This is a genomic window from Nostoc flagelliforme FACHB-838, from assembly GCF_014698065.1.
GTDB lineage: Bacteria > Cyanobacteriota > Cyanobacteriia > Cyanobacteriales > Nostocaceae > Nostoc > Nostoc flagelliforme_B.
Genome location: NZ_JACJSI010000446.1, coordinates 1 through 4,515 on the forward strand (window position 1 = coordinate 1; position 4,515 = coordinate 4,515).

Genomic DNA, 4,515 nt, shown 5'->3' on the forward strand with positions numbered 1-4,515 from the left:
CAACCGATCCATTCTTGCTCAAACCACGGAAAAATCGGTTTTCCCTGGAATAAAACTTGCCAGATGCTATCAGTAGAAAGGAGTGTACCAATCCAGAAACCAATTGCACCAACGAGCTTGTATCCGGGTGTGCCTGGGGTAACGAATTGGGCAATGATATGTGAGATAAAGATGACTGGTAGCGAGATTAATGCCACAATCCACCGAGCTAATAATTCTAAGTAGTCACTCCCTCCTTTTTTCGGCTCTTTTTGTGGTGATGATTCTGGTTTTGGTTGTGAATTAGATTTGTTTGGAGTGAGATATTTCATAGGTCGAACAATTGTAGATTGCCGATAGCGTAGCGTAAAGCCTGCGGCATGGCTTCGCTTAGAGCGACGTAGGAGCGTCTTGTAGATAAGAGAATTGACTGTACTTACAAGAGATGCAGCTTCTCTGATTTGAGATTTATTCCGCCCACTTTCCTGCTGGGCTTGTACCAAAAACATTCAATCTCCAATCTGCGATCTTCAATCTCCAATGTTCTTGGTCAATTACGGGAATCTTGGTACAGTGGCGAATTCTTACAAGCATTTTTGAATCGATATTTCCATTTCCATTGCCTCTGTTCAATTCGCCCAATACATAAACCAGTTGAGTCATACACAAAAACTGTCTCATCTTCTAAATAACCTGTAGTGTCAGGTCTAGGGTTACATTTTTTTGAGTCTAGATAGTTCCTGATTCGTAACTTCCTGAATGAGGGCGTAACTCCAAGAGAGTTAATTTTGTCGGCGGTTTCTGCCCTTTGCTCGGCTTTAATCCGTTCTAGTTCTTCAGACTCACGAATAGTAATGCCACTGTCCAATGTCCGGGGACAAATACCTAAAATTTTCGCCGCTTTCGCTTTTGACATTGGTAAAACTAAGGGATTTACCCCTGATTGGCTTTGTTTTTGATTAAAAAGTTGTTTTCTCCATCCTGATTCCATGAACTTAGTCAAATCCGTATCAATAGCCTCAAAAAGATAGTCAATATCCGTAGCATCTAAGTGTCAATATGGATATCAATATGGATGTCCATGTGGATATCAATGACCAGTGTCTATTGACTGTCTATTGACCTTGCTCTTTTATAATAAAAAACCGCGCCAAGCGGTTCAAGCTACTAAGTTGACAACTTTGTTGATAACTTAGAAATTTTCAGTGAGATATTTACCAAGCTCCTTCGGGGCGAAAACTCTTACCTTCTTTCAACCATTTATTATGATGTATTGCGGCTAAAGCTTTTACTCTCGAAGATGGTTGACGATGAGTTTTGGAAGATTTACTACAAGCATACGCTGTCATTGTTCTGGCTCTAATATTTAAATATTCTGAAGCTTGCTCGTAACTTAATCCCCAAATTTCACAAAAAACTAACGGGTCAAGTTCTTTTAGTTCATCAGTTTGTGCGATCATATTTCTAGCTCCAAAGTTACGTTTTGGGGTTACTGCCCTTTGTGGCAGGAGCGATCGCATTCCTTGTCCGGGGCGATCGCTTTCAATTCTGCTTCAGAAATCTAATGATCTTGTGAAGCAAAATACTAACTATATCCTGACACACTTACTTGTTAGAAAACTTAAATAATTCAGATAATAAAATATTAAAATTTGGACTTGTAGTTTGAGATTTATCAAATTAAATAATTATTTAAAAAAGTCTGGCTTAAAAATTTGGGAATATCTATCTAACTTTCTTCCAGATAGAATTTTTTTAATAATGAACAATTGTGACGCTCAAAGTCTTGCTCTAGTAACAACTTGAAAGTTAAAGTTATAAATCTGTATAATAGTAGTTAAAGCAACAGACTAACTTATGAGCGAAACACCGAATCAATCAACAAGACTCGATAGAATTGAGGCACTAGTAGAAAGAGTTGCTCAACAGCAAGCCCAAACTCAAAGCCAGATTGATAGCCTAGCTCGACAGCAAGCCGATACTCAAGCCCAGCTTGACGCATACATTGATACAGCTACCAGTGTTTTAGCTCGTAGTGCAGTTCTGGATGGTGTTGTCTTGGAATTACGGGAAAGTACAGAAAATTTACAACGTAGTTTTGAACAACATCAACACAACTTTGAGGAACATCAACTTAGTTTTGAACAGCACCAGCGCAACTTTGAGGAACACCAGAGAACAACGAACGCTGCATTAGCTTCTCTTGAGGCAATTCTGGCACAGTTAATTGGGCGGTTATCGTAATTGTGTATTTAAATTGGTATATTTTCATGTGTCGGTTAACTCCACATATATCCCTGCACCAGTATTCGTAATCTTCACCATATTGTTATTTATCAGTGTTTGGATTACTCCAATACTGAAATAAATACTACTGAGTCTTGCGCTACCCCCACAACGCTTGATATATTGCAGGCATAGAGAACAACTGTCTTGTGAAGTCAGATGTAAGTTATTTCGTGGTATCATATTTTCTCTTTGTAATGTATAGGTCATGCAATTGGTCTTTTGGGATGCATTAAGTTAAATGCAAAGTACGCTAATCTAAAAATTGGCGTTGTCAAAAGTAGGTAACTCTTATGACTTTCTCCCAATTACGGACAGGCGATTATTTTCGGATACCTGGGATGATTTCAGGATATGTATATAGAAAGGCTAATGACTCTCAATGCAGTATCAATTGTGTATTACAACCAATTAGATCCGAAACAGAAGTTAGACGCCTAACTCCAACAGAGGTAATTAATCATTTTGCCCAAGAGCATCAAGAGTTTCGTCAATTCAAAAACGCAGTAATCATTCATTAAATCTAACTAGTAGTCTGCCAACCCAAAAATGTGCTCGTGAGGGCTGGGAAAAGGGGAAGGTGGGGGCCCCACGAAGTGGGGATAAAGGGCAGGGGTAAGGGGGAAAGGGTTTAAATCCCTTACCCTTTTCCCTTTCCCCTTTTCCCTTTTCCGCACCAAGTCACGAAAGCAAACTAGTAGTCTCGATTTTGTAGCCGCCATGTTTGGTTTTGTACTCTTTCATTGCCTTTAACTTACCTAAAATTTATTTCGTTGAATACTGAGGCTTGCTCCGACTAAAGAAGCCCCGAAGAAGGCAGAAAAACTTACCAACATTGCACCCAAGCAAATACTTTTCTGCTGTTGCCACCCAGAAATGATTATGTTGGGATTATTAGTCTCGATAATCTCCAACCCCCAGCACCCCATTGCCGCTACTCCTGAAAACCCAGTTAAGAGCAGAGAGACAATTGCAGTTGTTTCTATGATGCGGTCGATGAAAATCCTGGGGTTGAATCTTCTCCTAGTACGGCGACGAAGAACCATTTTACTCTTGTAGTCTAATTGAGATTGGTAAACAACTTGTTTATGGTTAGTCATTTGGAATCCTCCAATTCAATAAAAAACCCTGCACCAGTATTCTTAATCTTTACTTTTCTTTGATTGACTAGCATTTGAATCACGCTAAGACTGAATTTGATATGACATAATCGAGCGCTACCCCCACAAAGATGGAGATACTGTAGACACAATGAGGAATGGTCAGCAGGAGCGGAATGAGTGGATTTTCTGGGCATAATCTTGACTATGGCTCTATGATTTGTAAATGATGGGGATTGAAAAAAATTCCTTGACCAGGCGGCATATCTGGAAAATGAACGCAAACCATGCCGTGTCCTGAATACTGAATTACTGTGCCTGTTTGCCCTAACCTTGGGTCTTTTTCTGTAAGTGCTTCAATTACTTTGACAGATGAATTAATTGGTGGAAGATTAGCCATTCTTACTCCTTTAATGGACAGCCTATTATTGGTTAGTAATTCGAGTTTTCACCGATACCATATTGCCATTTTAGAAAACTGACGGGAGTACAGATTTCTTGCCAATCACAAGCTCCTACTGGGGCATTCCAGTCATTTACAATTTACAAGTCGCAATTCGAAATTCGCAATTAAATGTAAAAAATATTTAATTGTTTAATTGTTAATTAGTAGGTCTAAATCCACCACTGATCCCAAAAAAACAGCGGTCTTAAATGAGTAGTGAGTTTAAGCCCGACTGATGAAACAAATTGCGAATTGCGAATTGAAGTTGACTCCCATCCAAACCAGAGAGCAACATTTACTTTAATCAGATAGAACAACTTAATCATCCATCCGCCATCGTAATCAGAAATAAAATCGTAAAAGTCTCCTAAAAAGCGTTCATTTGTTAATGCAATTAAATCCATTCTTGACCAAAGGTTCATCTTTTTCTTTACCCCCTAGTTTGAAGTATGATTTACCTTTTCAATTCAGTTCAGGCAATTGTGCAAGCGCTCCTTCCATCCAGTCGCTGATTGCTGTTGTTTCATCTACCCCTCGTGCTACAGCGTCAACTACATATTTCTCATAAGAGTTAGCAGCATGATTTGGATGCCCAAACTTATTCCCAGCCCAAGCCAAACACATAGTCTTTACTAATTCATCAATTTGAAGAGAATCAAGCTCACTCGGACTCGTAACATTTCGGGAATGCAGCCATTCCTTAAC

Annotated in this window: 7 protein-coding genes and 2 pseudogenes; 2 read left to right on the forward strand and 7 right to left on the reverse strand. The window is 39.2% G+C overall.

Features of this window, described 5'->3' with window-relative positions:
- The 3 genes and pseudogenes from H6G97_RS54225 to H6G97_RS46185 form a co-directional block, all read right to left on the reverse strand.
- Positions 1-488: pseudogene (locus tag H6G97_RS54225) on the reverse strand (hypothetical protein); the annotation flags it as partial.
- Between the two features lie 41 nt (positions 489-529).
- The gene (locus H6G97_RS46180) at positions 530-970 is read right to left on the reverse strand and encodes a hypothetical protein (protein ID WP_190947112.1); all 441 of its coding nucleotides are present in this window, start codon (positions 968-970) and stop codon (positions 530-532) included.
- A gap of 223 nt (positions 971-1,193) precedes the next feature.
- Positions 1,194-1,439 (reverse strand): hypothetical protein, encoded by a 246-nt coding sequence (locus H6G97_RS46185; RefSeq protein WP_190947113.1) that lies wholly within the window; start codon positions 1,437-1,439, stop codon positions 1,194-1,196.
- 397 nt (positions 1,440-1,836) lie between these two features.
- Here H6G97_RS46185 and H6G97_RS46190 point away from each other — a divergent pair, with 397 nt between their 5' ends.
- Entirely contained in the window at positions 1,837-2,223 is a 387-nt protein-coding gene (locus H6G97_RS46190; RefSeq protein ID WP_190736402.1) for a hypothetical protein, read from the forward strand.
- Between the two features lie 335 nt (positions 2,224-2,558).
- The gene (locus tag H6G97_RS46195) at positions 2,559-2,786 is read left to right on the forward strand and encodes a hypothetical protein (RefSeq protein ID WP_190947114.1); all 228 of its coding nucleotides are present in this window, start codon (positions 2,559-2,561) and stop codon (positions 2,784-2,786) included.
- A 237-nt stretch (positions 2,787-3,023) separates the two neighbouring features.
- Here the strand turns inward: H6G97_RS46195 and H6G97_RS46200 are convergent, their stop codons facing one another.
- The 4 genes and pseudogenes from H6G97_RS46200 to H6G97_RS46215 all read right to left on the reverse strand — a co-directional run.
- Positions 3,024-3,365: a hypothetical protein gene (locus tag H6G97_RS46200; protein ID WP_190947115.1), complete on the reverse strand. Its 342-nt coding sequence runs from the start codon at positions 3,363-3,365 to the stop codon at positions 3,024-3,026.
- Positions 3,366-3,570: 205 nt separating this feature from the next.
- Entirely contained in the window at positions 3,571-3,765 is a 195-nt protein-coding gene (locus H6G97_RS46205) for a hypothetical protein (RefSeq protein ID WP_190947116.1), read from the reverse strand.
- A 215-nt stretch (positions 3,766-3,980) separates the two neighbouring features.
- The gene (locus H6G97_RS46210; protein WP_206759173.1) at positions 3,981-4,214 is read right to left on the reverse strand and encodes a hypothetical protein; all 234 of its coding nucleotides are present in this window, start codon (positions 4,212-4,214) and stop codon (positions 3,981-3,983) included.
- A 58-nt stretch (positions 4,215-4,272) separates the two neighbouring features.
- Positions 4,273-4,515, reverse strand: a pseudogene (locus H6G97_RS46215) (ERF family protein); the annotation flags it as partial.